25 protein-coding genes and 3 pseudogenes are annotated in these 26,030 nt (G+C 56.9%); 9 read left to right on the top strand and 19 right to left on the bottom strand.

What is annotated here, in order from left to right; all coding sequences use genetic code 11:
- Positions 1-26: 26 nt before the first annotated feature.
- Positions 27-2,297 (bottom strand): 5-methyltetrahydropteroyltriglutamate--homocysteine S-methyltransferase, encoded by a 2,271-nt coding sequence (gene metE, locus C2E16_RS19560; RefSeq protein WP_038628914.1) that lies wholly within the window; start codon positions 2,295-2,297, stop codon positions 27-29.
- A gap of 232 nt (positions 2,298-2,529) precedes the next feature.
- Here metE and metR point away from each other — a divergent pair, with 232 nt between their 5' ends.
- Both metR and C2E16_RS19570 read left to right on the top strand, forming a co-directional pair.
- Positions 2,530-3,453 (top strand): HTH-type transcriptional regulator MetR, encoded by a 924-nt coding sequence (gene metR / locus C2E16_RS19565; RefSeq protein ID WP_038628915.1) that lies wholly within the window; start codon positions 2,530-2,532, stop codon positions 3,451-3,453.
- Positions 3,454-3,640: 187 nt separating this feature from the next.
- The gene (locus C2E16_RS19570; protein ID WP_038628917.1) at positions 3,641-3,889 is read left to right on the top strand and encodes a hypothetical protein; all 249 of its coding nucleotides are present in this window, start codon (positions 3,641-3,643) and stop codon (positions 3,887-3,889) included.
- Positions 3,890-3,929: 40 nt separating this feature from the next.
- Here the strand turns inward: C2E16_RS19570 and C2E16_RS19575 are convergent, their stop codons facing one another.
- Positions 3,930-4,778, bottom strand: coding sequence for a carboxylate/amino acid/amine transporter (locus C2E16_RS19575; protein ID WP_038628918.1), 849 nt, complete (start codon positions 4,776-4,778; stop codon positions 3,930-3,932).
- 355 nt (positions 4,779-5,133) lie between these two features.
- On the opposite strand from C2E16_RS19575, the gene glpT reads away from it, so the two are divergent.
- On the top strand, positions 5,134-6,489 hold the full coding sequence (gene glpT / locus C2E16_RS19580; protein WP_084971105.1) for a glycerol-3-phosphate transporter: 1,356 nt from the start codon (positions 5,134-5,136) through the stop codon (positions 6,487-6,489).
- Positions 6,486-7,540, top strand: a pseudogene (gene glpQ, locus C2E16_RS19585) (glycerophosphodiester phosphodiesterase). Before glpT ends, glpQ begins: the two are co-directional and overlap by 4 nt.
- 108 nt (positions 7,541-7,648) lie before the next feature.
- Here glpQ and yigL read toward each other — a convergent pair.
- Together yigL and pldB are read right to left on the bottom strand one after the other, a co-directional pair.
- Complete coding sequence (yigL, locus tag C2E16_RS19590) at positions 7,649-8,449, bottom strand: sugar/pyridoxal phosphate phosphatase YigL (protein WP_038628922.1); 801 nt, start codon at positions 8,447-8,449, stop codon at positions 7,649-7,651.
- Between the two features lie 48 nt (positions 8,450-8,497).
- Entirely contained in the window at positions 8,498-9,490 is a 993-nt protein-coding gene (gene pldB, locus C2E16_RS19595) for a lysophospholipase L2 (RefSeq protein ID WP_084971109.1), read from the bottom strand.
- Between the two features lie 100 nt (positions 9,491-9,590).
- Between pldB and rhtB the strand changes: the two genes are divergently transcribed.
- Positions 9,591-10,214 (top strand): homoserine/homoserine lactone efflux protein, encoded by a 624-nt coding sequence (rhtB, locus tag C2E16_RS19600; RefSeq protein ID WP_084971111.1) that lies wholly within the window; start codon positions 9,591-9,593, stop codon positions 10,212-10,214.
- A 644-nt stretch (positions 10,215-10,858) separates the two neighbouring features.
- Here rhtB and rhtC read toward each other — a convergent pair.
- The 3 genes and pseudogenes from rhtC to pldA all read right to left on the bottom strand — a co-directional run bounded on the left by rhtC (position 10,859) and on the right by pldA (position 14,404).
- Positions 10,859-11,484, bottom strand: a pseudogene (rhtC, locus tag C2E16_RS19605) (threonine export protein RhtC).
- Positions 11,485-11,610: 126 nt separating this feature from the next.
- A complete protein-coding gene (recQ, locus tag C2E16_RS19610; RefSeq protein WP_038628929.1) occupies positions 11,611-13,437 on the bottom strand; it encodes an ATP-dependent DNA helicase RecQ in 1,827 nt (608 codons plus the stop codon).
- Positions 13,438-13,534: 97 nt separating this feature from the next.
- Complete coding sequence (gene pldA / locus C2E16_RS19615; RefSeq protein ID WP_038628931.1) at positions 13,535-14,404, bottom strand: phospholipase A; 870 nt, start codon at positions 14,402-14,404, stop codon at positions 13,535-13,537.
- 180 nt (positions 14,405-14,584) lie between these two features.
- Here pldA and C2E16_RS19620 point away from each other — a divergent pair, with 180 nt between their 5' ends.
- Together C2E16_RS19620 and rarD are read left to right on the top strand one after the other, a co-directional pair.
- Positions 14,585-15,055: a thioesterase family protein gene (locus tag C2E16_RS19620; RefSeq protein ID WP_038628932.1), complete on the top strand. Its 471-nt coding sequence runs from the start codon at positions 14,585-14,587 to the stop codon at positions 15,053-15,055.
- A gap of 57 nt (positions 15,056-15,112) precedes the next feature.
- Positions 15,113-16,012 carry an EamA family transporter RarD gene (gene rarD, locus C2E16_RS19625; RefSeq protein ID WP_084970236.1) on the top strand — a complete coding sequence of 300 codons (900 nt, stop codon included), beginning with the start codon at positions 15,113-15,115 and terminating at the stop codon, positions 16,010-16,012.
- Here rarD and C2E16_RS19630 read toward each other — a convergent pair.
- From C2E16_RS19630 to lptM, 9 genes are all read right to left on the bottom strand, one after another.
- Positions 15,992-17,038: an AbrB family transcriptional regulator gene (locus tag C2E16_RS19630; protein WP_084970235.1), complete on the bottom strand. Its 1,047-nt coding sequence runs from the start codon at positions 17,036-17,038 to the stop codon at positions 15,992-15,994. The genes rarD and C2E16_RS19630 overlap by 21 nt on opposite strands.
- Positions 17,039-17,137: 99 nt before the next feature.
- Positions 17,138-18,091: a magnesium/cobalt transporter CorA gene (gene corA, locus C2E16_RS19635; protein ID WP_038628937.1), complete on the bottom strand. Its 954-nt coding sequence runs from the start codon at positions 18,089-18,091 to the stop codon at positions 17,138-17,140.
- A 146-nt stretch (positions 18,092-18,237) separates the two neighbouring features.
- Positions 18,238-18,294 carry a YsgD/CorL family protein gene (ysgD, locus tag C2E16_RS21475; RefSeq protein ID WP_353738475.1) on the bottom strand — a complete coding sequence of 19 codons (57 nt, stop codon included), beginning with the start codon at positions 18,292-18,294 and terminating at the stop codon, positions 18,238-18,240.
- Between the two features lie 182 nt (positions 18,295-18,476).
- Entirely contained in the window at positions 18,477-20,639 is a 2,163-nt protein-coding gene (gene uvrD, locus C2E16_RS19645) for a DNA helicase II (protein ID WP_038628942.1), read from the bottom strand.
- Positions 20,640-20,696: 57 nt separating this feature from the next.
- Entirely contained in the window at positions 20,697-21,413 is a 717-nt protein-coding gene (yigB, locus tag C2E16_RS19650) for a 5-amino-6-(5-phospho-D-ribitylamino)uracil phosphatase YigB (RefSeq protein WP_038628944.1), read from the bottom strand.
- Positions 21,413-22,318 (bottom strand): tyrosine recombinase XerC, encoded by a 906-nt coding sequence (gene xerC, locus C2E16_RS19655; RefSeq protein WP_038628946.1) that lies wholly within the window; start codon positions 22,316-22,318, stop codon positions 21,413-21,415. Before xerC ends, yigB begins: the two co-directional genes overlap by 1 nt.
- The gene (locus tag C2E16_RS19660) at positions 22,315-23,016 is read right to left on the bottom strand and encodes a DUF484 domain-containing protein (RefSeq protein ID WP_038628947.1); all 702 of its coding nucleotides are present in this window, start codon (positions 23,014-23,016) and stop codon (positions 22,315-22,317) included. Before C2E16_RS19660 ends, xerC begins: the two co-directional genes overlap by 4 nt.
- Positions 23,013-23,837, bottom strand: coding sequence for a diaminopimelate epimerase (gene dapF / locus C2E16_RS19665; protein ID WP_038630172.1), 825 nt, complete (start codon positions 23,835-23,837; stop codon positions 23,013-23,015). Before dapF ends, C2E16_RS19660 begins: the two co-directional genes overlap by 4 nt.
- Positions 23,838-23,866: 29 nt before the next feature.
- Positions 23,867-24,091 carry an LPS translocon maturation chaperone LptM gene (gene lptM, locus C2E16_RS19670; RefSeq protein WP_084970233.1) on the bottom strand — a complete coding sequence of 75 codons (225 nt, stop codon included), beginning with the start codon at positions 24,089-24,091 and terminating at the stop codon, positions 23,867-23,869.
- On the opposite strand from lptM, the gene C2E16_RS20935 reads away from it, so the two are divergent.
- Positions 24,090-24,260 (top strand): hypothetical protein, encoded by a 171-nt coding sequence (locus C2E16_RS20935; protein WP_156462396.1) that lies wholly within the window; start codon positions 24,090-24,092, stop codon positions 24,258-24,260. The two genes, lptM and C2E16_RS20935, sit on opposite strands and share 2 nt — an antisense overlap.
- Entirely contained in the window at positions 24,260-24,580 is a 321-nt protein-coding gene (cyaY, locus tag C2E16_RS19675) for an iron donor protein CyaY (RefSeq protein ID WP_084970232.1), read from the top strand. Before C2E16_RS20935 ends, cyaY begins: the two co-directional genes overlap by 1 nt.
- A gap of 57 nt (positions 24,581-24,637) precedes the next feature.
- Here the strand turns inward: cyaY and C2E16_RS19680 are convergent, their stop codons facing one another.
- The 3 genes and pseudogenes from C2E16_RS19680 to C2E16_RS19690 all read right to left on the bottom strand — a co-directional run bounded on the left by C2E16_RS19680 (position 24,638) and on the right by C2E16_RS19690 (position 25,941).
- On the bottom strand, positions 24,638-25,063 hold the full coding sequence (locus C2E16_RS19680; protein ID WP_084970231.1) for a hypothetical protein: 426 nt from the start codon (positions 25,061-25,063) through the stop codon (positions 24,638-24,640).
- Positions 25,064-25,143: 80 nt separating this feature from the next.
- The gene (locus C2E16_RS19685) at positions 25,144-25,560 is read right to left on the bottom strand and encodes a hypothetical protein (RefSeq protein WP_084970230.1); all 417 of its coding nucleotides are present in this window, start codon (positions 25,558-25,560) and stop codon (positions 25,144-25,146) included.
- A pseudogene (locus C2E16_RS19690) lies at positions 25,557-25,941 on the bottom strand (hypothetical protein). The gene C2E16_RS19685 and the pseudogene C2E16_RS19690 overlap by 4 nt, the downstream one beginning before the upstream one ends.
- Between the last annotated feature and the right edge of the window lie 89 nt (positions 25,942-26,030).

Below are 26,030 nucleotides of genomic sequence, written 5' to 3' on the forward strand. Positions count from 1 at the left end.
CCACAACAAAACATCCGTAGAAAAATTTATGCGTTTTCCTCACGCAGCTTGCGCGCCGCCTGCACCATGTTGGCCAGCGCCAGGCGGGTTTCAGTCCAGCCGCGCGTTTTCAGGCCGCAGTCCGGGTTGACCCACAGACGCTCAACCGGAATACGCTTCGCCGCTTTACGCAGCAGCGCCTCGATCCACTCGACGTCAGGCACGTTCGGCGAGTGAATGTCATACACGCCTGGGCCGATTTCGTTCGGATAATCGAACTCTTCAAACGACTCCAGCAGCTCCATATCAGAGCGTGAGGTTTCGATGGTAATCACATCGGCGTCCAGCGCGGCAATAGAATCCATGATGTCATTGAACTCGCAATAACACATATGGGTATGGATCTGCGTATCGTCCTGCGCCACGGCGGCGTTAAGACGGAAAGCGTCCACCGCCCAGTTGAGATAGGCCGCCCAGTCAGATTTGCGCAGCGGCAACCCTTCGCGCAGCGCCGGTTCGTCAATCTGAATAATACCGATGCCCGCCTGCTCCAGATCCGCCACCTCATCGCGCAGCGCCAGCGCGATCTGTTTGGCGATGGTTTCACGCGACACGTCCTCACGCGGGAACGACCAGCAAAGAATCGTCACCGGGCCGGTCAGCATACCTTTTACCGGTTTGTCGGTCAGCGATTGGGCATACTTCGCCCACTCAACGGTAATCGGCTCAGGACGGCTGACGTCGCCGATAATCACCGGCGGCTTCACGCAGCGCGAACCGTAGCTCTGCACCCAGCCGTTCTGGGTAAAGACAAAGCCGTCGAGATGCTCGCCAAAATACTCCACCATGTCGTTGCGCTCAGCTTCGCCATGCACCAGCACATCCAGCCCCAGACGCTCCTGTTCGACGATCGCTTGTTTGATATGCTCCGCAATGCCGGTGCGATAATGATTGCTGTCCAGACGACCCTGTTTGAAATCGAGGCGCAGGCCACGGATCTCCGTCGTTTGTGGGAAAGAGCCGATGGTGGTGGTTGGCCAGGCGGGCAGGTTAAAGCGTTGACGCTGCGCTTTGGCGCGTTCGGCGTAGCTGCTTTGACGCTCGCTGTCCTGCGCGCTGATGGCTGCCAGACGCTGCGCCACTGCGGCGTTATGCACGCGTGTCGAACTGCGGCGGGCGCGGATGGGCGCGCTCCAGGCTTCCAGCGAGGCGGCGTCGTTGTTATTCAGCGCCTTGCTCAGCAGCGCCAGCTCGCCACACTTCTGTAGGGCGAACGAGAACCAGCTTTTTACTTCGTCATCCAGACGGGTTTCTGTGTTGAGATCGATCGGGCTGTGCAGCAACGAGCAGGAGGAGCCGATCCAGAGCTGCTGACGCTGCGCCGCCAGCGGCTGCAAACGCGTAAACCAGCTGCTCAGGTCGGCGCGCCAGACGTTGCGGCCATTGATCACGCCCAGAGAAAGCAGCCAGGAAGACGGTAACTGCGCGTTCAGCGTCGCGGCGTCATCCTTGCCGTGAACCAAATCGACATGCAGGCCCTGCACCGGCAGTTCACGAATGGTTGCAATATTCTGACCGATGCTGTCGAAGTAGGTCGTCAGCAGCAGCTTGCTGTGGCCCTGCAACGCCTGATAAGCGGGCTTAAAGGCCTCCAGCCACGCCTGCGGCAGCTCCAGCACCAGCGCAGGCTCATCAATCTGCACCCATTCGATATCGCGCTTCGCCAGTTCCGCCAGCACCTGCTGGTAAACCGGCAAAATATCATTCAGCAGGCTCAGACGATCGAACTGTTCGCCCTTCACCTTGCCCAGCCACAGGTAGGTCACCGGGCCAAGCAGCACCGGCTTCACTTTGTGGCCCAGCGCCAGCGCTTCGTCCACTTCATCCAGCAGCTGCGTCCAGCTCAGACGGAACTGCTGCCCTTTCGTGAACTCCGGCACCATATAGTGATAGTTGGTATTGAACCATTTGGTCATTTCCGCTGCTGCCGCCGGTTCGCCGGTCGGCGCGCGACCGCGTCCGATGCGGAACAGCGTATCCAGATCGACGGCGCCATTTTTATTCTGATGACGTGCCGGCACGTTGCCCAGCAGCAGGCTGGTGGTCAGTACATGATCATACCAGGCGAAATCGCCCACCGGCACGATATCCACCCCAGCGTCTTTCTGCTGCTGCCAGTGGCGGGCGCGAAGTTCACGTCCAACCGCCAGCAGCTCTTCCTGGCTGCTGTTGCCAGCCCAATAGCTTTCCTGCGCTTTTTTCAGTTCGCGGCGCAGGCCGACGCGGGGAAAGCCGAGCGTATGATTCAGAATAGTCATGCTGTTTCTCCATCGAAATTCATTAATTTGGCGCGGACGGCGCGGTCAGTTTACGTACGGCCAGCGTTAAGCAACCGGGGCGAGCCGCAGTTCGCAGGTTGCGAACCCTGCCCAAACGTAAAATGACCCGCTGCCAAGATGTTTAGCCGTCCAGATGTTTACACCGCTATAATCTGCAGGTACTGTATATTCCTCAAGCGCAAATTGTTCATTGTCGATGTGAAGGACTCTCATGATCGAAATCAGGCACCTGCGAACGTTGCAGGCTCTCAGGCATACCGGCTCTCTGGCCGCAGCGGCGGCGCAGCTTCATCAAACTCAGTCGGCGTTATCTCATCAGTTCAGCGATCTTGAGCAGCGCCTCGGTTTCCGCCTGTTTGTGCGTAAAAGTCAGCCGCTGCGCTTTACGCCGCAGGGTGAGATCCTGTTACAGCTCGCGGAGCAGGTTCTGCCGCAGATTCAGCAGGCGTTGCAGGCCTGTCATGAGCCGCATCAGACGACGCTGCGCATCGCCATTGAGTGCCACAGCTGCATCCAGTGGCTGACGCCAGCGCTGGATACATTCCGTCAAAGCTGGCCGCAGGTAGTGATGGATTTTAAATCGGGCGTCACCTTCGATCCGCAGCCTGCGCTACAGCAGGGCGAGCTGGATGTGGTGCTGACCTCCGATATCCTGCCGCGCAGCGGTCTGCACTATTCGCCGATGTTCGATTTCGAAGTGCGTCTGGTGCTGGCGCCGGATCATCCGCTGGCGCGCGTCGGCGTGATTACGCCGGAGGATCTCGCTCAGGAAGTATTAATGATCTATCCGGTGCAGCGTCAGCGTCTCGATATCTGGCGGCATTTTTTACAGCCCGCCAGCGTCAGCCCGACGCTGAAAAGCGTCGATAACACGCTGCTGCTGGTACAGATGGTCGCGGCGCATATGGGCATCGCCGCGCTGCCGCACTGGGTGGTGGAAAACTTCGAGCGTCAGGGCCTGATTGTGACAAAAACTCTGGGCGACGGGTTGTGGAGCCGCCTTTATGCGGCGGTCAGGGATGGTGAACAGCGGCAGCCGGTTATCGACGCCTTTATTCGCTCCGCGCGCCAGCATGCCTGCCAGCATCTCCCTTTTGTGCGCGACGCTTCACGTCATTCATCGCCGGTCGGTTAATATTTCCCGGTCGGTCCGCCCGGCCGGGAAAATAAGTATATTTTCAAAAATGTAATATCCTCCTGATTATCAGTCATGTTTAATTAAAAGATGAATCTTAATTAATTGACCCTTTAATCGCACAAAGCATAATCCCTCAGGGAAAAAAGATTCCCGACATTAAAATATCAATTATGAGGGTTTAGAAATGAAAGAATTATCTGTAATCGAAATCCAGGCTGTAAGCGGCGCAGGAAAAATTGAAGATTGTCTCTCATCTGTATTTGGAAATTTTTTTAGCGATGCAACTAAAGTACTGAATGGCGTATTTAACTTAGGTTATGAAGTAGAAGCTGCACAGCAAACCGGGCAGGATTTTGGCAGCCGTCTGGGTAAAGCGATCGAAGATGGTGTGAACAATATTCTTTCCCGCTTCAAGAAAGAAATTATTGGTTAATTAAAAAGTACCGGATTCAACAATAAATCCGGTACTTTCTTTAGCGAAGAACCCAGCGACGATGTATCCATAACGAAGCGACAATCAGCCCACCGCCGATAATAAAAGGCGGCCAGTCCGGCTGCTCCTGCCAAATCGCCAGGTTTACCAACAGTCCCGCTGGCACATGCATATTATTCATAATGCCCAGCGTGCCGGCATCAACCTGCGTCGCGCCGTAGTTCCACATAAAATAGCCCAGCCCGGAAGCGACAACGCCCAGCCAGATCAGTATTCCCCATTGCAGATGCGTGGTCGGCAGTTTCTGCGGGTTGCCCCACAGAAACCAGGCGACGATCGCCACCAGCACCGCGCCGATATAAAACCAGGAAAAGGCGGTATGCTGCGGCATCGGGCGTGTTTCCTGTAAACGTTTGTACCCGACCATCCCGACGGCAAAGCAGATATTGGCCAGCTGCACCAGCAGCAGGCCGGTCCAGAAATGCTCGCTCAGCTGGTCGTAGCGAATAATCGCTGCGCCGATCACCGCCAGCAGCGCGCTGAGCGCATAGCCGATGCGCACGCCACGACCACTAATCAGGTCATATATCAGCGTGACGTACAGCGGCGTCATAACGGTAAACAGCAGGAATTCCGGCACGCTAAGATAGAGATACGCCTCAAAACTCAGCAGATACATAATGCCGAGCTGCAACATCCCGACCAGCATATAGAGCAGCAGCGTAGAGGCGCGATAGCCGCGCCAGCGCAGGAACGGCAGAAATACCAGCGCCGCCAGCGCCAGGCGCACCAACACGGAAAAAACGCTGTCCACCTGCCCCGCCAGATAAACGCCAATCAGGCTGAACGAAAAGGCCCACAAAATAGTAGTAATAATCAGTAATGCCACAGTTGATGTCTCCAGCTAAACAGGCGGCTATTGTAGCGGAATGTTCGCTGCGCCTGGCGACTTAGTGGTTGACATCTGTTCTTATTTTGCGCAAAAGCGCCTCCTGATACTCCTGTGGCAGTCCTTAACTGGCCCGCTCTGGCGCCCTACCACGCCGCACTACCCTGTATGGCGCCTTTTTGTGACATCGGTTACAACCCTTTGTCATAAAACTGTAACATTTGCGCTTTACCTCACAGTCAATTTCATCCTCAACCACTATTCTTTGCGCGAAATAGAACATCGGGCAAAAAAATGCCCCTTTTCGCTCATTTTATGCGTGTTTAAAAACATTCTCGCCTCTGGAGGCCTTTTTATGCTTAGCATTTTTAAGCCAGCACCACACCAATCCCGCGTGGCGGCGGATCGCACCGATCCGCTTTACCGCCGTCTGCGTTGGCAGATCTTTATCGGCATCTTTTTCGGTTACGCCGCCTACTATCTGGTACGAAAAAACTTCGCGCTGGCCATGCCTTATCTGGTGGAGCAAGGCTTTTCACGCGGCGATCTCGGCTTTGCCCTCTCCGGCATCTCCATTGCCTATGGCTTTTCGAAATTTATTATGGGTTCGGTCTCCGACCGCTCAAATCCACGCGTTTTCCTGCCCGCCGGCCTGATAATGGCGGCGCTGGTGATGCTGGTGATGGGCTTTGTTCCCTGGGCCACCTCCAGCATTATGATTATGTTCACGCTGCTGTTTGTTTGCGGCTGGTTTCAGGGCATGGGCTGGCCGCCTTGCGGACGCACTATGGTTCACTGGTGGTCTCAGAAAGAGCGCGGCGGCATCGTCTCGGTCTGGAACTGCGCGCATAACGTCGGCGGCGGCATCCCCCCACTGCTGTTTCTGCTTGGTATGGCCTGGTTCAACGACTGGAAGGCGGCGCTTTACATGCCCGCGTTCGCCGCAATTGTCGTCGCGCTGATTGCTTTTGCGCTGATGCGCGATACGCCGCAGTCGTGCGGTCTGCCGCCGATTGAAGAGTATAAAAACGATTATCCGCCCGATTATAACGAGCAGCACGAACAAGAGCTGACGGCGAAACAGATCTTTATGCAGTACGTGCTGCCCAACAAACTGCTGTGGTATATCGCGCTGGCGAACGTTTTTGTCTACCTGCTGCGCTACGGTATTCTCGACTGGTCGCCGACCTACCTGAAGGAAGTGAAGCACTTTGCGCTGGATAAATCCTCCTGGACCTATTTTCTCTACGAATATGCAGGCATTCCCGGCACGCTGCTGTGCGGCTGGATGTCGGATAAGGTATTCAAAGGCAACCGCGGCGCGACCGGCGTATTTTTTATGGTGTTGGTGACCATCGCCACCGTCATTTACTGGCTCAACCCGGTTGGCAATCCGGGCGTGGATATGGCCTGTATGATCGTTATCGGCTTCCTGATTTACGGCCCGGTAATGCTTATCGGCCTGCATGCGCTGGAGCTGGCGCCGAAAAAGGCGGCGGGCACCGCGGCGGGCTTTACCGGCCTGTTTGGTTATCTTGGCGGCTCCGTCGCGGCAAGCGCGATTGTCGGTTATACCGTGGACTATTTCGGCTGGGACGGCGGTTTTCTGATTATGATCGGCGGCTGCGTGCTGGCGGTGATCCTGCTGCTGCTGACCATGCTGAGCGAGACTAAGCACAAACGCCAGATGCAGCATGAGGGTGAAAAATGAAAGCAAAACGGTTAATCGCGACGGCGCTGCTCGCCGTCGCCTGCGGCGTCAACGCGCAGGGGCCTGACAAGATCGTTATCGCGCACCGGGGGCCAGCGGCTACCTGCCTGAACATACGCTGCCCGCCAAGGCGATGGCCTATGCGCAGGGTGCGGACTTTCTTGAGCAGGATCTGGTGATGACCAAAGACGATCGGCTGGTGGTGCTGCACGATCACTATCTCGATCGCGTTACCGATGTCGCCGAACGTTTTCCCCAGCGCGCGCGTAAGGATGGTCGCTACTACGCCATCGATTTCACGCTGGCGGAGATTAAAAGCCTGAATTTCACCGAAGGCTTTAAGCTGGTGGGAGGCAAGAAGGTGCAGACCTGGCCTGGCCGCTTCCCAATGAACACCTCCTCTTTTCACATTCATACTTTTGAAGAGGAAATTGAGTTTATTCAGGGGTTAAATCATTCAACCGGCCGCAATATCGGCATCTATCCTGAGATCAAAGCGCCCTGGTTTCATCATCAGGAAGGCAAAGATATCGCCAGCGCGGTGTTGCAGACGCTGAAGCGTTATGGTTACAGCGGCCGTCAGGATAAGGTCTGGCTACAGTGCTTCGATTTTAATGAGCTGAAGCGCATTAAAACCGAACTGGAGCCGAAAATGGGTATGGATCTGCGGCTGGTGCAGCTGATTACCGAAACCGATTCGCATGAAACGGAAGAGTTGCGCGAAGGCAAATGGGTGAACTACAGCTACGATTGGATGTTTAAGCCAGGCGCGATGAAAGAGCTGGCGAAGCATGTAGACGGCATCGGCCCCGATTATCATGAGTTGTTCAGCGCCGATTCAAAGCCGGGCGCGGTACGTCTGACGCCGCTGGCGCAGGAAGCGCACGCCAGCCATTTGCAAATCCATCCCTATACGGTGCGCGCCGACCAGCTGCCCGACTGGGCTACGGACGTGAATCAGCTGTATGACGCGCTTTATAACCGGGCGCAGGTGGAAGGACTGTTTACCGATTTCCCCGATAAGGCGGTTCAGTTCCTGCAGCGACAGTAAATCTGGCAGAGTTGCGTTTCTCTTTCCGACGCTGCAAAGCGCCTGTGTCGAAAGATAAAAGCGGGAACGCTCAATAAATCAGGCGGCCGTGGGCCGCCTTTTTTACACTCAGGCAAGGAATAGCTGGCGCAGCGTGCGCGGCACCGCATCTTCCGCGTTGCTGCCAATCACTTCCAGCTCCGGCAGCAGATCTTTCAGACGCTGATGGGCATTACGCATGATGTAGCCTTTACCAGCCATAATCAGCATCTCTTTATCGTTCATACCGTCGCCGAAGGCGATAGCGTTTTCCAGCGAATAGCCCAACAGCTTCGAGACCTCTTCCAGCGCATGGCCTTTCGACACGCCGCCCGCCATCACTTCCAGGCAGGTGGGGAAAGAGAAGCTGACATTCACCCGATCGCCCCAGCGCGCCACAATCGCTTCTTCCAGCGGCACGAGTTTTTCAGCGTCGTCGCAGATAAAGAAGACCTTGCTGATGCCGTCAGTCGGCAGCAGACCCGGCTGATAAACCTGATAAGTAAACACCGACTCACGGAAATAGCGTTCTTCCTCCGGGCGGTGCCGGTTCAGAAACCATTCATCATCGCGGTAAACGTTAGTAAGGATATCGGGATCGTCATACTTCAGCGCATAAAGATCGCGGGCGATATCTTCATCAAGGTTGTGGCTGAAGATCAGCTCGCCAGCGGTGTTATGCACGCGCGCGCCGTTAGAGGTGATCATATAGGCTTCGATTTCCAGATTATCACGCATCTGCGAAACATCGACATGATGACGGCCGGTGGCGAAAACGAAATGTACGCCGCGCGCTGTCAGTAGCCGGAGCGTTTCTTTAGTGTAGGGCGTTAAACGATGATCGGGAGAAAGCAGGGTGCCATCCAGATCGGAAGCAACAACATGGTACATGCAAACCTCTGGTATCGAAGAGAGTGGTAACGTTCTGAGTGGTGCAATTTAATCATGCCGCTCGAAAAAATTGACGATGGCATGTAAAGCTTCGGCGCGCATGGCGTCTTTTTCAAACAGGATCTCATGACGCGCGCCTGCAATAACATAGGGCTTTCCGCCTTCGCAGGGATGACCGGCGGCCTGCATCGCCGCGCAGAAGAGATCCTGCGAACGGTTATCGACCACTTTGTCATCCCCGGCCTGCAACAGCAGCAGCGGCGTAGTAATCGCTGCCGCTTTTTTCAGGACATTCTGCCCCGCCTGAATGCCTTCGCGCACCCAATGGTAAGTTGGCCCGCCAACCCGAATCGCGGGATCGTCTGCATAAAAACGCAGGTTGCGCTTATAACGTTCGCGGCTGTGCGTCAGTTCGTTCAGGCTGAACGGCCGCGCACGCCAGCGACCGGTTCCCAGGGCGTAGCCGTCACGCATTGCCGGACGTTTTTCCGCCCAGTCAAGAATGCGGTGCGCCATCCAGGCAGGCATCGGCAGGTAAATGCCAAACATCGGCGAAGCCAGCACCGCCGCGTTAAACGCCGTGGGATTGCGTGCCAGCAGCAGCGTTAAAATAGCGCCGCCCATCGAGTGCGCCAGGGCATAGCGACGGCGGTAGTGGCCAGCGATCAGCTCTTTCAGGCAGAGTGTTTCCAGATCATCGACATAATGTTCGAAATGAACGACGTGTCCCCGATGGGCATCTTTCAACAGCCTGCCGGATCGCCCCTGCCCGCGGTGATCGACAATCACGATATCATAGCCGCAGTGCCAGAGGTCGTAAGCCAGTTCCGGGTATTTAACGTAGCTTTCAATACGGCCGGGCACGATGAGTATGACTTTGTCGTGTTCCGGCGATGTGAAGCGCACATAGCGGATCGGGACGTTTTCGATGCCGGTGAATTCGCATTCTTCGCGTTGACGCCAGAAATCAAGCAGCGGCCCGGTAGCAAAAGCGGCGAAAGCTTGTTCCCGTATTGGCCAGTGTTTTTTATGACTGGTCATGGCTCGACTCCTTTAAACCTTCCGGCAAACAGCCGCCGTAGCGCAACCGCTGGCAATGGCGTATTGTGGCATAATTCTGCGCATTCAGGGAGTGTTACCCATGACTATCGAATGGTGGCTGGCCTATCTGTTAACCACCGTGATCCTCAGCCTGTCGCCCGGTTCGGGCGCTATCAATACGATGAGCACCGGCATCAGCCATGGCTATCGCGGCGCCGCGGCGTCGATTACCGGACTGCAGGTGGGCCTGGGGCTGCATATTGTATTGGTGGGCGTGGGGTTAGGCGCGCTTTTTTCCCGTTCGCTGTTGGCGTTTGAGGTGTTGAAGTGGGCGGGCGCAGCCTATCTTATCTGGCTGGGCATTCAGCAATGGCGCGCCGCCGGCGCGATCGATTTGACTGCGGTTTCGCGCGCGATGCCGCGCCGCCGTCTGTTTCAGCGCGCGGTGCTGGTGAATCTGACCAATCCCAAGAGCATTATTTTTCTTGCCGCACTGTTTCCGCAGTTCATTATTCCCCATCAGCCGCAGGCGTTGCAGTATCTGGTGCTGGGCGTGACTACGATTGTGTTCGATATCGTGGTGATGATCGGCTATGCCACGCTGGCGCGGCGTATTGCGGTATGGATTAAAGGCCCGCACCAGATGAAGCTGCTGAATCGGGTATTCGGCGGACTGTTTGTCGCTATCGGCGCGTTGCTGGCGTCGGCGCGGCGGATGGCATAGAAAGGGCTGGCGTTCTGGTTTCGGTCAGCGGCAAAGAATTGGGCGCCCAGGCTCCGCTCAGCGGGGACAGGCAGCTACGTAAAGACGCCGTGAATCCATCCCTGGAGGCTCCGCCGCGTCATCCATGACGCGGAGGCTTTACTCCGCTGCCTGCCCCCGCTTCCCTGGCTTCAGTGTCTGCCGCTTCCCTGTTTGCTATCAGCCAACCCTATTATCTTTAACGCCCGTTTGTAGCCAGGCCGCCTACACCACAGCCAGACGGCCGTCGACGGCGCAGTGAGTTGCCGTTCGGCCAGCACGCAGCGATCCGAGCGTATAGTAATACGTGAGGAAGCGAGTACTGCCCGGACGGCAAATCATCAGTAAGCCAGGCCGCCTACACCACAGCCAGACGGCCGTCGGCGGCGCAGTGAGTTGCCGTTCGGTCAGCATGCAGCGATCCGAGCGTATAGTAATACGTGAGGAAGCGAGTACTGCCCGGACGGCAAATCACCAGTAAGCCAGGCCGCCTGCACCAAAGCCAGACGGCCGTCGGCGGCGCAGTGAGTTGCCGTTCGGCCAGCACGCAGCGATCCGAGCGTATAGTAATACGTGAGGAAGCGAGTACTGCCCGGACGGCAAATCACCAGTAAGCCAGGCCGCCCTCAGCGGGAAAGGATCAGATGGATGCCGAACCCGGCGAATAGCACTCCCGCCATGCCGTCGATCCATTTCGCCATACGCTGATACTGTCGGCGCATCCACGGCAGCGCGAACACCGCCGCCACCAGGGTAAACCAGGCGAACGTTTCACTGATGATCAGCACAAAAAGCCCCAGCGCGTGCCGGTTGCGACGTCGTCGCCGACAAACAGTGAAAAAACGCTGCCGAAGTAGATGACGGCTTTAGGGTTGGAAAGGTTGGTCAGGAAACCTTTCAGGAAGCTGTGGCCTTTTTTCGCCAGCGCGACTTGCGGCTCGGCATTTTCCACCGGCTGACGATGCTGGCGATGCGCGGACCGCAGCAGCTGCCAGCCCAGCCAGGTCAGATAGAGTCCACCGCACACCATAATCACTTCATGCAGCCACGCCATTTTTTGCAGAATAAGGTGCAGTCCCATCAGCGCCACGCCTGCCCAAATGACTATCCCCAGCGTGATGCCCAGCACCCCCATCATCGCCTCTTTGCGTGAGCGGCTGGCGGCGGTTTGCGAGACAAAAAAGAAATCAGGACCGGGGCTCATCAGTGCCACTAAATGCACTGCGGCGACGGTGAGAAAAAGCGCGAGCATAACAGTTTCCTTGCCGATGAATGGAGTGAGAAAGCCGACGGGCTTTTCACGACGCGCATGATTATTACGCTAAATCCTTTTCGGTTCATCTGTTATCTGCGGCGTCGTGCGACGCCCGGAGAGGATTTATTCCTCGCCGTCGACATGCTCGCGGATCATCACCAGGAAAGGCTTGCCAAAACGCTCCAGCTTGCGATGGCCAACGCCGTTAACGCTGAGCATTTCCGACGCCGTCAACGGCATCTGCTCCGCCATCTCAATCAACGTCGCATCGTTAAACACCACGTAAGGCGGGATGTTCTCTTCGTCGGCGATCGCTTTGCGCAGCTTGCGTAGCTTGGCGAACAGCTTGCGGTCGTAGTTGCCGCCGTAACTTTTCTGGTTGTTATATTTCGCTTTTACCGTCACCAGCCGCGGTACGGCAAGCATCAGCGGCGCCTCGCCGCGTAAAACCGGCCTGGCCGCTTCGGTGAGCTGCAGCGCGGAATGCAACGTAATGTTTTGCGTCACCAGCCCAAGATGAATAAGTTGGCGCAGCACGCTGACCCAGTGTTCATGGCTCTGATCGCGGCCAATGCCATAGACCGGCAGCTTATCGTGGCCCAGCTCGCGAATACGCTGGTTGCTGGCGCCGCGCAGCACCTCAACCACATAGCCCATGCCAAAACGCTGGCCGACGCGATAGATGGTCGACAGCGCTTTCTGCGCCTCCACCATGCCATCGTAGCGACGCGGCGGATCGAGGCAGATATCGCAGTTGCCGCACGGCTGCTGGCGTCCCTCGCCGAAATAGTTAAGCAGGACCAGACGGCGGCATGTTTGCGCTTCGGCAAACGCGCCCATCGCATTCAGTTTATGACGCTCAATATCCTGCAGCGGACCGGGCGCTTTCTCTTCCAGACACCGGCGTAGCCAGGCCATATCCGCCGGATCGTAAAGCAGCATGGCTTCAGCAGGCAGACCGTCTCGTCCGGCGCGTCCGGTTTCCTGATAATAGGATTCAATGTTGCGCGGAATATCGAAATGCACCACAAAGCGCACGTTGGGTTTGTTAATGCCCATGCCGAAAGCGACAGTTGCCACGACGATTTGCAAATCGTCGCGCTGAAATGCCTCCTGCACCTGCGCGCGATGGGCGTTTTCCATGCCGGCATGGTAGGCGCCTACGCTTAAACCGCGGCTTTGCAGACGCGCCGCCGTGTCTTCCACTTTCGCCCGGCTGTTGCAGTAAATAATGCCGCTTTTACCGCGCTGATCCTGCACGTAGCGCAGCAGCTGTTCGGTCGGCTTGAATTTTTCCACCAGCATATAGCGGATGTTCGGCCGGTCGAAGCTACTGATTTGAATCAGCGGGTCGTGCAACTGCAGCAGGCGGACAATATCATTGCGCGTGGTTTCATCGGCGGTTGCCGTCAGCGCCATCACCGGCAGCGACGGGAAACGCTGGCGCAGCTGGCCCAGCGCGCCATATTCCGGGCGGAAATCATGTCCCCACTGGGAAATACAGTGCGCCTCATCCACCGCCAGCATCGCCGGCTTCCAGTGCGTCAGGCTGTCGAGGAAGTTATCCATCATCAGACGTTCCGGCGCGATGTAGAGCAGACGTATTTCGCCGCTGCGACATCCCGCCATCACCGCCTGCTGCTCTTCGCGCGTTTGCGTCGAATTCAGGCACGCCGCCGCCACGCCGTTCGCCAGCAGCTGATCGACCTGATCTTTCATCAGCGAAATCAGCGGCGAAACGACCAGCGTCAGGCCATCACGCAGCAGGGCCGGAATTTGATAACAGAGCGATTTTCCGCCGCCGGTGGGCATCACCACCAGACAATCCCGGCCGCTCAGCGACGCCTGAATGATGGTTTGCTGCCCGGGGCGAAACTGCTGATAGCCGAAGGTATCGCGTAATACCTGTTCAGCCAGCGCTTCCTGATTAATTACTGCCGCCGTAGACACGTCTTCCCCGTATTGCACTGCATTATGATGATGTGACGGGCGGGATAGCCGCCCGAAGAGACAATGACTGTGTGGCAGGCCCGCGTACGGGCCTGTATCAGAACAGATCGTTTAAGGTTACGCCAACGCCGACGCGGGTCTGACGATGATTATAATCGATTAACGATTCGCCGTAGCCACTGAACACCTGCGTATAGAAACGCACATGCTCGCTGATCGGATAGCTCCATCCCAGTTCTGCGCCGCCATAACCGCTGTTCCAGTTATAGTTGCCCTGCACGCTGAAGACGCTGTTGCCTACCCGGTAACCTAATTTGGCGCGATAGTAACCCATGTACTTGGTAATGTCAGGGTTGTCATCGTTGCTTTCGCCATCCGGCAGACGATACCAGGGCTTAATTTCCGCCAGGAGGTTGCCGTTTTCCGCCATCAGTCGCGCATAAACGCGGTTCCAGCTGCGCGACGTCGGATCGGAACGTCCGTTTGACTGGTGGTTCAGGCCCAGCTCGATATCACGCAGCGTCCAGCCGGCGAAAGAGTAGTCCGTTGCCCATCCGAGAAAAATTTGCGGTTCGTAGTTCGTCTCGCGGAAAGGCGATGACGCGCCGCGGTTGGAAAGCTGCCACCAGGAACGCTGAGTATAGGACGCCGCCAGTACGGAATTATCGCCCAAAATGCCGCGCCAGAGCGGAAACGCCAGGCTGAGCTGAAATTTTACCTCATCCTTTTTCGCTTTGTCAGCCCAGTCGTATGATTCAATGGCTTCCTTGTTCATATCGCTGGTCAGGGTATAAAGCAGATAATTGCTTTCATAAGGATAAAGCACGAAGGGATTGTCATGCTTTTCCAGCAGGTTGGCGATAATGCTGCCCTGAACTGCTGGCGCGTCATGTACTTCCCTGACGGTGGCTTCTTGAGCCTGCGCAAAGGCGGGCAATAATAAAGCCGCCGCTATTAGCATACGCATAGTCTTCTCCGGTGAAGCGCTGTGTGACCATTAAATAAAAAAAGCAGGCCATTCTACACACAATCCCGCAACGAGATCAGCGCTGTTTTCTTAAAGTGGAAAGCAGGTTCCTGTCAGCATAAAATACACAATCTGTTAACATCCTAACGCTTTACCAGCCGGTACCAGGAAAATCCTTTTATGTCAGAGACTCAGTTAGATCGGGCGGCGGCCCGCCAGCTTATCGGCGAAATTTTCGTCTACCATATGCCCTTTAATCAGGCGCTCGGTCTGGAGCTGAAAAGGCTTGAATCAAACTACGCTGAACTGCGCTTCGCCAATAAAACCATGCTGGTCGGCAATGCGGCCCAGCAGATCTTACACGGCGGCGTTATTGCGTCAGTACTGGACGTGGCCGCCGGGCTGGTCTGCGTCAACAGTTCTCTGACGCGCCAGGAGCATATTACCGAGGAGGAGCTGCGTCACCGCCTGTCGCGTATGGGCACCATCGATCTGCGCGTGGATTATCTGCGTCCCGGACGCGGCGAACACTTTATCGCCGCCAGCAGCCTGCTGCGCGCCGGGAATAAAATCTCCGTCGCGCGCGTCGAACTGCATAACGACGCGGGCGTCCATATCGCCAGCGCCACGGCAACCTATCTTGTTGGTTAATTTCAACCGCACGCCCGTTTTTACTTTAGACTGGCGCTTTTAATCTGAGAGTACGTGATGGACACACAACAAACGCGCCAGGGTATTTTTTTCGCGCTGGGCGCCTATTTTATCTGGGGCGTTGCGCCAGCCTATTTCAAACTGATCCAGCAGGTGGCACCGGGCGAGATCATGACGCATCGCGTCATCTGGTCGGCGCTGTTTATGCTGCTGCTGATCTCCGTCAGCCGCAGCTGGCCGCGCGTGAAAACCGTAATGCGTCAGCCGAAGAAAGTGCTGATGCTGGCGGTTTCGGCCACGCTGGTCGGCGGCAACTGGCTGCTGTTTATCTGGGCGGTAAATAACCACCATATGCTGGAAGCGAGCCTGGGCTATTTCATTAACCCCTTGCTCAACGTGGTGATCGGCATGCTGTTTCTCGGCGAGCGCTTTCGTCGTATGCAGTGGCTGGCGGTGTTGCTGGCGACCGCCGGCGTGCTGGTGCAGCTGTGGAAGTTCGGATCGCTGCCGCTGATCGCGCTGGGACTGGCGCTCAGCTTCTCGCTATATGGCCTGACGCGTAAAAAAATCGCGGTGGACGCGCAGAGCGGCATGCTGATCGAAACGCTGTGGCTTTTCCCTGTCGCTTCCTGGTATCTGTTCGGCATCGCCGACAGCGCCACCAGCCATCTGTCGCACAATAGCGCCATGCTGAATCTGCTGCTGATCGCCGCCGGGATTGTCACCACCATTCCGCTGATGCTGTTCACCGCCGCCGCTACGCGCCTGCGTCTCTCGACGCTCGGCTTTTTCCAGTACCTGGGACCGACGCTGATGTTTCTGCTGGCGGTGCTGTTCTACGGCGAAGCGATGACGCCCGACAAAGCGGTGACGTTCGGCTTTATCTGGCTGGCGCTGGCGCTGTTTATTATCGACGCGCTCTATACGATGCGCCGCTCACGCACGGGCAAAGCGTGAGATAAAGCGCGCCATAGCCGGGCCGGTAAGCAGAATGGTAAACAGCCGCAGCGTTTGCAGCGCCATGACGAAAGCGATATCGACCCGGCTTCCTGCAGCAATAATCGCCACGGTATCCAGCCCGCCAGGGCTGGTAGCCAGATAAGCGGTCAACAGATCGACATGTAGCAGTTTAGTCAGTATCCACGCCATTCCTCCGCACAACAGCATCAGCCCGGCAATCGACGCCAGCATCTGCGGTAACGTGCGCAACGCCAGACGGAAAATGGGCAGCGTAAAGCGCAGCCCTACCGTCCAGCCGATCAGCGTGTAAGCGGCGGCTAACAGCCATTCCGGCACCTGCAACGCTACCGTTCCGCTGCTTTGCAACACCGCGCCAGCCAGCGCAGGCAACAGCAGCGCGCCCGCCGGAATGCGAAAACGCTGGCCGAGAAACGCGCCTGCCAGCATAACGCACAGCGTGATGACAAAGCGTATATCAAGCGCCGGAAACCAGACCTGCGGCGCCGCGCTTTGCGCATCATCGCCCAGGCTGATGCGAGCGACAGTCGCAGCGGCAGTCGCCACGAACAGCACGCGCAGATACTGCATAAAGGCCACCAGCCGCGCGTCGGCGCCGTAGTCGGCCGCCATCACTACCATCGCCGACGCGCCGCCCGGCGATGAACCCCAGGCGCCGGTCGGCCCCGGTAGATCGCTGTAACGCACCAGCAGGAAACCGGAAAGGCCGCTGGCAGCGAGCGTCATCAGCAATACCGCCAGCACCACCGGCCAGTCGGCGATCAGCGGATCGATAATCGAGGGAGAGAGGCTGCGGGCGATCATGCAGCCCAGCACCGCCTGACAGAGAATAAACAGGCGCTTATCAATACGCAGCGTCGCGCCCAGCAGCCCCATGACCACGCCGACAATCATCGGCCCCAGCAACAGCGCAGCCGGCACATGGAAATATTGCAGAACAAAACCCAGCAGCAGCGAGACGACAATCAGCATCGTCCATTGCTGCCAGCGCGAAAGCTTTTCCATAAAAGGGTGATATCACAGCGGCTTGAAAAACCTAAGGTTACGCACAACCCGCCAGGAATGCCAGCGGCGGAAGGCCGGTGTTTATCCGGCCTTCCGGCTTTACAGCCAGTTTTTACGTTTAAAATAGAGGTACGGCGCCAGCCCGGCCAGGATCATCAGGCCGATCGCGGCAGGATAACCAAAGCTCCACTTCAGCTCCGGCATAAATTCAAAGTTCATGCCGTAGCTGGAGGCGACCAGCGTCGGCGGCAGGAAGACCACTGATACCACCGAGAAGATTTTGATGATGCGGTTCTGCTCGATATTGATAAAGCCCATCGCTGCCTGCATCAGGAAGTTCACCTTCTGGAACAGCGATTCATTGTGCGGCAGCAGGGATTCGATATCGCGCAGGATTTCGCGCGCCTGCTCCAGCTGGTTAGTCGGCAGACGCGCCTTGCGCACCAGGAAGTTCAGCGCGCGCTGCGTATCCATCAGGCAGAGACGCACCTTCCAACCGATATCCTCCAGCTCCGCCAGCGTAGAGAGCGCCTGATCGAACTCGTCGCCCTGCTGTCCTTCCATAATCACGCGGCTCAGCTTTTCCAGATCGCTGTAGATGTTTTCGATCTCATCCGCCAGCTGTTCGATTTTGGTTTCAAACAGATCAAGCAGCAGTTCATAGGCGTTACCGTCAATCAGCGTCTGGCTGCGGGCGCGCATGCGATAGAGGCGAAATGCGGGCAGTTCACGCTCGCGCAGCGTATAGAGGCGGCCTTCGCGGATAGTAAAGGCGACGGTGGCGTTGCCCGCGTGATCTTTGGCGTCTTCGTAGAAAAAGAAGGAGTGAATATGCAGGCCGTCTTCGTCCTCGAAAAAGCGGGCGGACGCCTCGATATCTTCCAGCTCAGGGCGCGTGGCCAGGCTCTGACCCAGCTCACTCTGTACGCGCTCGCGCTCCGCTTCTTCCGGCTCGATAAGATCGACCCATACTGAAGATATCAGGTCTTCCGGCGCATCTTCCAGCTCCAGGCGGGTAAGGCGGCTGCGATCCAGTTTAAAAGCGCTCAGCATAGCAGTACTCCCAATTGGTCATTCAAACGGGACAATACGCCAGAACACAGAAACCTGAGTTTCAGTCAGTGATAAACGCTAACTCGCGCGACGGGAAAAAGAGAGTCGCTGACAACCACAAAGGCTATCAGCATAAGAGGATGGCCTTAGGGGTTGTACCTGTTGACAAGGTGGTTGAGCCAGCATCGACTGGGAGTGTCCAAGGCGAAAGTCCTCTTAGGGTAATCGTGCGCGCATGTTACGCCGAGACGAAAAAGGCGTCAAGCGAAGCCGGGCGCCCTGAAGAGTGCGTTGCTGCTGGCCAGCGAGCGCGCAAGTTAATCCCGCCTGACGCGACGGTCAACGGCGGGAACATCGCCTGCGGTGATGCGCTCAGCCTCTTGCGCTATACCGCTTCGAGACGAGCGTAGGCGGCCACCAGCCATTTAATGCCCTGTCCCTGAAACGCCACCTGCAAACGACTGTGATCGCCGCTGCCTTCGAGATTGATGATGGTGCCTTCGCCGAATTTGGCGTGACGTACGCGCTGACCCAGCGTAAAGCCGCTGTCGTTTTGCGCCACCGGCGTGCCCATGCGCTGATGATTGACCGGCCTGCTAATACTGGCGCGCAGGCGCACCTCATCGACGCACTCTTCCGGCAGCTCGCCGATAAAGCGCGACGGGCGATGATAAACCTCTTTGCCGTACAGCCGACGCGTTTCCGCATAGGTCAGCGTCAGCTTTTTCATCGCGCGGGTGACGCCAACGTAGGCGAGACGGCGCTCCTCTTCCAGCCTGCCGCCCTCATCCAGCGCCATCTGACTGGGGAACATCCCCTCTTCCATACCAACGATAAATACCTGACTGAACTCCAGCCCTTTCGCCGCATGCATGGTCATCAGCTGCACCGCGTCCTGCCATTTGTCCGCCTGGCCTTCCCCGGCCTCCAGTGCCGCATGCGACAGGAACGCCTGTAAGGGCATCAAATCTTCATCTTCATCCTGGTAGCTGTACTGACGCGTGGCGTTTACCAGTTCCTCTAAGTTTTCGATGCGCGTCTGGCCTTTTTCGCCTTTTTCCTGCTCATACATCAGCCACAGGCCGGAATCTTTAATCACCCGGTCAGTCTGGACGTGCAGCGGCAGTTCGGCGGTCTCCTGCGCCAGCGAATCCACCAGTTCGGTGAAGCGTTGCAGCGCAGCGGCGGCGCGTCCGGCCAGCGCTTTTTCCTGCAAAAGCTCGCGGCTGGTTTGCCACAGCGTCAGCTGACGATCGCGCGATGCCTGACGCACCACGTCCAGCGTGCGGTCGCCGATGCCGCGCGTCGGCGTATTGACCACGCGCTCAAAGGCGGCGTCGTCGTTGCGGTTGGCGATCAGACGCAGATAGGCCAGCGCATCTTTGATCTCCTGGCGTTCGAAGAAGCGCATGCCGCCATAAATGCGGTACGGCATACTGGCCTGTAATAACGCCTCCTCCAACACGCGCGACTGGGCGTTGCTGCGATAGAGAATGGCGCAGTCGTTGAGCGCCCCGCCGTTCTCCTGCCAGACCTTGATGCGGTTAACCACAAAGCGCGCTTCATCCAGCTCGTTAAACGCGCAGTAGAGCGAGATCGGCTCGCCGTCGCTGCCGTCGGTCCACAGCTCTTTGCCGAGACGACCGTTGTTGTTGGCGATCAGGGCGTTGGCCGCTTTCAGAATATTGTTGGTGGAGCGATAGTTCTGCTCAAGTCGAATGGTTTCTGCGCCGCGAAAATCCTGCAGGAAACGCTGGATATTCTCCACCTGCGCGCCGCGCCAGCCGTAGATAGACTGGTCATCGTCGCCGACGATCATCACTCGACTGCTGTCGCCCGCCAGCAGACGAATCCAGGCGTACTGAATATTGTTGGTGTCCTGGAACTCGTCCACCATGATGTTGGTGAAGCGTTCGCGATAGTGATTGAGAATATGCGGCTTAGTAAGCCACAGCTCATGGGCGCGCAGCAGCAGCTCGGCAAAGTCGACCAGCCCGGCGCGATCGCACGCCTCCTGATAGGCCTGATAAACGCGCAGCCAGGTTTGCTCCACCGGATTGCCGTAGCTCTCGATATGATGTGGGCGCAGCCCTTCGTCTTTCTTGCCGTTGATGTACCACATCGCCTGACGCGGCGGCCACTGCTTCTCATCCAGGTTCATCGCTTTGATCAGGCGCTTCAGCAGGCGCAGCTGGTCCTCGCTGTCGAGGATCTGGAAATCCTGCGGCAGACGGGCGTCAAGATGGTGCGCGCGCAGCAGGCGGTGCGCCAGACCATGGAAGGTGCCGATCCACATGCCGCCCTGGCTGGTGCCGATCAGCTGCTCAATACGGTGACGCATTTCCGCTGCGGCCTTGTTGGTAAAGGTCACCGCCATAATTGAATAGGGCGAGCAGTTCTCTACCGTCAGCAGCCAGGCGATGCGGTGCACCAGCACGCGTGTCTTGCCACTGCCCGCGCCCGCCAGCACCAGCAGGTTGGTGCGCGGCGCCGCAACGGCCTCGCGCTGTTTATCATTCAGGCTGTTTAGCAGGTCAGAAACGTCCATAAGCACCGTCAGTCAGGAAAAACGCACCAGTGAGACACTGGATATTTGTACAGAAGATTATAACAACGCCGTCAGCGATGCCAACTGCGTAATTTCAACATGCGGCAGCAGGCGCGCATCATGAATCTGCATCAGATTGCCCTCGCGCAGATTGATCCAGCAGGCCTGCATGCCGCAGCGCACCGCGCCAGCAACGTCAGTCGTGAGATCGTCGCCGACGTGCAGAATGTTTTCCGGAGCGATATTCAGCCGCTGCGCCGCCAGATGATACATATCCTGGTAAGGCTTGGCGCGCCCATGCGGGCCCGCGCGCAGCACAAACTGAAAATAGCGGTCGAGCCCGAACAGGTGCGGCTCGGCATTGCCGTTGGTGATCGCCACCAGCGGCACGCGCTCCGCCAGCGCAGCCAGCGCGACGTGCGTTTCCGGCGGCACGCTAATCTGGCTGCGCCAGTGAGCGAATACCTCCATCACCTTATTCGATCCCTCCCGCGCCTCGTTGAGCGTGAGACCCACATCCAGCATCGCCTGTTCGACGGTGCGGCGTCGCCATTCGGTGACGTCGTGGTAGATCTCAGGCTCCTCGGCCAGCAGCCGGTCGCGTAATTTTTGATACGCTTCGGTGGAAAAGTCGCGCAGGCTCGGATGATATGCCTGCAAAAAACGGTGCGACTCCTCGGTGGTCTTCAGGATGACCGGATAGTTGTCATACAGCGTGTCATCCAGATCGAAGGTGATCGCTTTGATCGGCTTCAGCCGACGATAAAAATGCATCAGGATTTTCCTCGTTTGGCGCGCGGATGCGCCGCATCATACACCGTCGCCAGATGTTGAAAGTCGAGATGGGTATAAATTTGCGTCGTGGAGAGGTTGGCGTGGCCTAAAAGTTCCTGCACCGCGCGCAGATCGCCGCTCGACTCCAGCATATGCGTGGCGAAGGAGTGGCGCAGCTTGTGCGGATGCACATGACTGCTTACGCCCTGCTTGACGCCCCACTCGGCGAAGCGCTTCTGCACGTTGCGCACCGAAATACGCTTACCCTCTTTCGAGACGAACAGCGCGTCGCTTTCCGGCGCGTAGATATCGCGTAGCGTCAGCCATTTCCGCACCCATTCCACCGCCGTGCGGCCGATGGGCAGGCGGCGCTCTTTGCTGCCTTTGCCCGTGACCCAGACTTCGCCCGCCTCCAGATCGAGATGACGACGGTCGATGCCCACCAGCTCGGAGAGACGCAGCCCGGCGCCGTACATGATTTCCATCATCGTGCGGTCTCGCACCGCCAGCGGATCGCTCTGGTCAATATCCAGCAGCTGATTCACCTCATCGACATCGATGTTTTTCGGCAGATGACGCGCGGCGCGCGGCGTGGCGATCCCTTTCGCCGGGTTCGCCTTCAGCGCCCCCTGGCTGACCATCCAGTCCAGAAAACTGCGCAGCGCGGAAAGTCGCAGCGCCAGGCTGGCTGGCTGCAAACCGGCGCGACGGCTGCGCGCCGCCAGCTGACGCACGTGCGCCGGCTCCAGCTGCGACCAGTCGGCGATTTTCATCTCGTCGGCCAGCTGCATCAGCGCCGCCAGCTGGCGCGCATAGTTTTCATGGGTTAACGGACTCAGCTGACGCTCGACCTTCAGGTAGCGCAGAAAGCCCTCGACGGCGGCCTGCAGCGCAAGTTGGCTCATACGCGCGCAACCCAGCGGCTGAGCAGTTCCGGCAGCATCAGCGCCAGGTAATGCAGCAGCAGCGTGCCCTGTCCGGGCTGATAATGGTGCGTATCGCGGCTGCTGAACATCAGCACGCCCAGATCGCCGCGCTCGCCGAACAGCGACATCGCCACCGAGCCGACCGAGCGCGCCTGCGGCAACAGCAGCAGCAGCTCCGGTCCGTTCAGCGAGCCGAGATAGTGCTGATCTTTACCCAGACGCTGAATGCGCACCGGCTCAAACGCCTGACGCGACAGCGCCAGCTGCGTAAAGCTGGAGGGCGCGCCCAGCTGCCAGCGATCGCTGAACAGCCGCACGTCTGCGCCGGCAAGCCCCAAATCGCGCGCCCAGCGCTGAAGACGGTTAAGCATCTCCTGCAGCGAAGGCGCAGAAGCCAGGTGACCCTGCAAGCTGAGCAGACGATCGAAAAGCTGATGGTTGGCGGACGCCTGCTCCATCAGCTGCGTGATTTCATTTTCCAGCTGATGGATATGGTTGCGCTGACGCGCCATATGCCACTCCACCAGCGAAACCGTACCGCGCACCGGGTGCGGCACCGCCATCTGTTCGACCTGGCGCGCATTGCGTATAAAAAAATCTGGATTTTGCAGCAGGTAGTCACACACCGACTGGTCGTCCAGCATCAGTTCGGCGGCTGTCTCTCCGACATGTTTCATAAATGAATAAACCCATCATAAACGTGCGTGGCCGGTCCGGTCATATAGAGCGGATGTCCCGGCCCTTTCCATGCGATATGCAGCGTACCGCCCGGCAGATCGACGCGCACTTTTTCCGCCAACAGCCCTTGCTGAATGCCGCAGGCCACCGCAGCGCACGCTCCGCTGCCGCAGGCCTGCGTTTCGCCTGCGCCGCGTTCATAAACGCGCAGACGGATATGATCCGAATTCACCACTTCCATAAAACCGACGTTAACCCGCTCCGGGAAACGTTCATGGCTTTCCAGCACCGGGCCCAGCGTTTCGACCGCCGCGGTTTTTACGTTGGCGACCTGAATCACGCAATGCGGATTGCCCATGGAGACCACGCCGAACATGATGGTTTGCTCGGCGACGCGCAGCAGATAAAGGCTTTCCGCCTTGTTGGCGCGAAACGGCACCTGCTGCGGTTCGAAATTTGGCTCGCCCATGTTGACGCGCACCAGCTCATCGTTGGTGACGCTGAGTACCATGCGCCCCGTCTGGGTGCTGACGCGGATATCGCTTTTGTTCGTCAATCCCTTCAGACGGACAAAGCGGGCGAAACAGCGTGCGCCGTTGCCGCACTGCGCCACTTCGCTGCCGTCGGCGTTAAAGATGCGGTAATGGAAATCGAGATCGGGATCGTAAGGCGGCTCGACGATCAACAGCTGATCGAAGCCGATGCCCAGATGACGATCCGCCAGGCGACGGATCAACTCCGGCGAGAAATAGACATTTTGCGTGACGGCGTCAACGACCATAAAGTCATTGCCAAGACCGTGCATTTTCGAGAACTGCATTTTCTGCTCCGCCGGCTGGGCCATCATGGTTACTGCGTCGCCTGAGTGGCCGTATCCGGGCTGGTCAGGTTATTCTCCTGCTGGCCATCCGGCTGGGTCGCCGTTGAAGAAAGGGTCGTCTGTTCGACAGGCGGCTGCGGCGTAGTCTGTTTCGGCTTATCCTGCGGCGGAAAATAGAGCGGCCCTTTCAGTCCGCAGCCGGCCAGGCTGGCCAGCGCCAGCGCCATTGCCAGGTGGCAAAGGATTTTCTTCATGCTATTCCTGCTTATGTTTGATGCGATTACCTTGTTGCTTATCATCGCAGCTGACTTTGGAAAAGCAACAGGAAAAGGTGACGTGATGTGCTGCATCTCACTCTTGTCAGACGATGTCGTAAAATCCTGCGGCGCGTTATACTGCGCCAAAACCTTAAGGAAACAATGATGAACGACAGTGAATTTCACCAGCTGGCCGATCGCCTGATGTTAACCATTGAAGAGTATTTTGACAGCTGGGACGGCGACAGCGATATCGACTATGAAACCCATGCCGGCATCATGACGCTCAGTTTTGAAAACGGCAGCAAAATCATTATCAACCGTCAGGAGCCGCTGCATCAAGTCTGGCTGGCGACCAAAGGCGGCGGCTACCATTTTGACTACCGCGACGGGCAGTGGATTTGCAACCGCGGCGGCGGCGACTTCTGGCAGATTCTGTCGGACGCCTGCAGCGCGCAGTCGGGCGAAACGGTGTCGTTTCGTTAAGTGTTCTCCATTTGAAACGTACTAATTTGATAGTTAAAAGCTCCCCACAGGAGCTTTTTAATACGCACACTTACTTAAAGAAATATATTTCCCTGTTTTATCATACTGAATATAAAAAGTAGTGAGAGGCCCTCGTTTGCCTACCCAGCGTTCACCGAACATATCGTCATTATTTATGTGGCGGTAGCCTATAGAGCCAAGATAATCTTTTAAAGGTTGAGGATTTATAGCCTTTTCGCTAATAAAAATGATGCTGCTGGTTTCAGGTGAAGCGCCGTCCAGCCTGCGAAAACGAAAGTAGTAATCATCCGAAATACGCGGCGCGCTTTTAATATCTTTATCAACATAAAAGCGATAAAGCCACCGGTCGCTCTCCTTAAAACCCGAATTTCGCTCTGCTGCATTTATCAGTTTTTCATCGATTAAAAAAACGACGACAACTGAGAGAAATAGCAGCCCCAGCGTCCGCCAGATCCATTTCATTCAATATTCACTCCCATTTAGCTGTCACCTGCACTCCGGCATCGATACGACGGACGATAAATCGTCTGTAGAGCTTTGCGCTATAAAGTATATTTTGTCAAAAAGATCATGCGCCTTTCTTTATCCTGCCAGAGATAAAACTCAGGAATCGGCCAGTCTTCTTTTTCCCAGCGGTCTCCGTACTCATCGGTGGTGACATAATGGTAACCCAGAGTAGTCAGATAGCTCTCCAGCGCAGCCGTTTCCGTTGCGTCACGATACACAATACCGCTGATTTCAGGCGATGGGCCGTCCAGCCTGCGAAAACGAAAGTAGTAATCAGCCGAAATACGCGGCGCATTTTTAATATCTTTATCGACGAAAAAGTGATAAGTCCCCCACTCGCTCTGTTTGAAACCGGACATTCGCTCTGCGTCTTTTATTATGATGGTATTAATGTAAAAAAAGGCAACAGCAGAAATAACCAACAGCCCCAGCGTCCACTTTAGCCATTTCATGTTTTTCCCTTACTTTCCCATCCGACAGTAACCTGCACTCCGGCATTGATACGACGGACAATATCAGAATCAAACCGGGTAAACGGCGTAATCGACATCATAAAATTCGGCAGCCTGCCTTTATAAGGAACATGAGGAATGTGTTTATCAGCCGGGTCCGGGAACAGCAGCGGAATAAAACCCCTGTTTTTAAAACTGCCCAGCGCGCCATAGTAATCCCAGCGCCTGAGCGCCGCCTCTTTGCATTTGTTCAAGACAATTTGTTATATCATCCCCGCGCGCATGGCCTAAATCTATCCAACCTAAAACCTCTGAATAAACCAGCCCATATTCTTTTTCCCTACGTGCCCAGGGATCAATAATATCTTCCCGTTTGCTCATTGCCGTCCCTGCTCATTGCTAAAGCGGAAAAGCGTCCGCCGCCTCAGGCAAAATAAAGCAGGCGCGCGTCAGCGCACGTAAGACCTGTC

The organism is Mixta calida (genome assembly GCF_002953215.1).
GTDB classification, from domain to species: Bacteria; Pseudomonadota; Gammaproteobacteria; order Enterobacterales; family Enterobacteriaceae; genus Mixta; species Mixta calida.

Excerpts from the sequence above, each read along its gene's own strand:
- C2E16_RS19685 (WP_084970230.1), bottom strand. The coding sequence starts at position 25,560 with ATGAAATGGCTAAAGTGGACGCTGGGGCTGTTGGTTATTTCTGCTGTT.
- pldA (WP_038628931.1), bottom strand. The coding sequence starts at position 14,404 with ATGCGTATGCTAATAGCGGCGGCTTTATTATTGCCCGCCTTTGCGCAG.
- rhtB (WP_084971111.1), top strand. The coding sequence starts at position 9,591 with ATGACTATCGAATGGTGGCTGGCCTATCTGTTAACCACCGTGATCCTC.
- C2E16_RS19680 (WP_084970231.1), bottom strand. The coding sequence starts at position 25,063 with ATGAAATGGATCTGGCGGACGCTGGGGCTGCTATTTCTCTCAGTTGTC.
- dapF (WP_038630172.1), bottom strand. The coding sequence starts at position 23,837 with ATGCAGTTCTCGAAAATGCACGGTCTTGGCAATGACTTTATGGTCGTT.
- lptM (WP_084970233.1), bottom strand. The coding sequence starts at position 24,091 with ATGAAGAAAATCCTTTGCCACCTGGCAATGGCGCTGGCGCTGGCCAGC.
- xerC (WP_038628946.1), bottom strand. The coding sequence starts at position 22,318 with ATGAGCCAACTTGCGCTGCAGGCCGCCGTCGAGGGCTTTCTGCGCTAC.
- metE (WP_038628914.1), bottom strand. The coding sequence starts at position 2,297 with ATGACTATTCTGAATCATACGCTCGGCTTTCCCCGCGTCGGCCTGCGC.
- C2E16_RS19570 (WP_038628917.1), top strand. The coding sequence starts at position 3,641 with ATGAAAGAATTATCTGTAATCGAAATCCAGGCTGTAAGCGGCGCAGGA.
- cyaY (WP_084970232.1), top strand. The coding sequence starts at position 24,260 with ATGAACGACAGTGAATTTCACCAGCTGGCCGATCGCCTGATGTTAACC.
- pldB (WP_084971109.1), bottom strand. The coding sequence starts at position 9,490 with ATGACCAGTCATAAAAAACACTGGCCAATACGGGAACAAGCTTTCGCC.
- C2E16_RS19630 (WP_084970235.1), bottom strand. The coding sequence starts at position 17,038 with ATGGAAAAGCTTTCGCGCTGGCAGCAATGGACGATGCTGATTGTCGTC.
- C2E16_RS19660 (WP_038628947.1), bottom strand. The coding sequence starts at position 23,016 with ATGAAACATGTCGGAGAGACAGCCGCCGAACTGATGCTGGACGACCAG.
- yigL (WP_038628922.1), bottom strand. The coding sequence starts at position 8,449 with ATGTACCATGTTGTTGCTTCCGATCTGGATGGCACCCTGCTTTCTCCC.
- C2E16_RS19620 (WP_038628932.1), top strand. The coding sequence starts at position 14,585 with ATGTCAGAGACTCAGTTAGATCGGGCGGCGGCCCGCCAGCTTATCGGC.
- corA (WP_038628937.1), bottom strand. The coding sequence starts at position 18,091 with ATGCTGAGCGCTTTTAAACTGGATCGCAGCCGCCTTACCCGCCTGGAG.
- metR (WP_038628915.1), top strand. The coding sequence starts at position 2,530 with ATGATCGAAATCAGGCACCTGCGAACGTTGCAGGCTCTCAGGCATACC.
- glpT (WP_084971105.1), top strand. The coding sequence starts at position 5,134 with ATGCTTAGCATTTTTAAGCCAGCACCACACCAATCCCGCGTGGCGGCG.
- yigB (WP_038628944.1), bottom strand. The coding sequence starts at position 21,413 with ATGCATTTTTATCGTCGGCTGAAGCCGATCAAAGCGATCACCTTCGAT.
- rarD (WP_084970236.1), top strand. The coding sequence starts at position 15,113 with ATGGACACACAACAAACGCGCCAGGGTATTTTTTTCGCGCTGGGCGCC.
- C2E16_RS20935 (WP_156462396.1), top strand. The coding sequence starts at position 24,090 with ATGCTATTCCTGCTTATGTTTGATGCGATTACCTTGTTGCTTATCATC.
- uvrD (WP_038628942.1), bottom strand. The coding sequence starts at position 20,639 with ATGGACGTTTCTGACCTGCTAAACAGCCTGAATGATAAACAGCGCGAG.